The sequence below is a fragment of the Metalysinibacillus jejuensis genome (assembly GCF_003057615.1).
GTDB lineage: Bacteria > Bacillota > Bacilli > Bacillales_A > Planococcaceae > Metalysinibacillus > Metalysinibacillus jejuensis.
Genome location: NZ_QAFW01000184.1, coordinates 1 through 386, shown reverse-complemented (window position 1 = coordinate 386; position 386 = coordinate 1). Strand labels below are relative to the sequence as shown.

Sequence of the window (386 nt, the reverse complement as noted above, 5' to 3'; positions counted from 1 at the left end):
GGATGAAATGGCGCCAAGTCGTTACGAATTAACAGATGAACAGTGGAAACAAATTGAAGGGTTCTTCCCACCGTACACAACCGGTCGTCCTTCGAAACGAAGTAACCGTGAGATGTTCAATGCGATGCTGTGGATTGCGCGTAGTGGCGCACCTTGGCGTGATCTGCCAGAACGCTATGGCTTTTGGAAAACGGCATATGCTCGCTTTTGTAAATGGCGCAATGACGGGACACTCATTTTGATTTTTCAGGCGCTTCAAATCGAACCTGATTTTGAAAACGTAAGCATCGATTCAACAAGCGTTCGCGCTCACCAACATAGTGCGGGGGCAAAAAAAACGCCATCGATACCGAAGTTGCCCAACACATCGGTGTAAGTCGTGGCGG

At 48.7% G+C, this 386-nt stretch carries 1 pseudogene; it reads left to right on the top strand.

What is annotated here, in order from left to right:
• Positions 1-7 precede the first annotated feature (7 nt).
• Positions 8-337, top strand: a pseudogene (locus DDE80_RS14805) (IS5 family transposase); the annotation flags it as partial.
• Between the last annotated feature and the right edge of the window lie 49 nt (positions 338-386).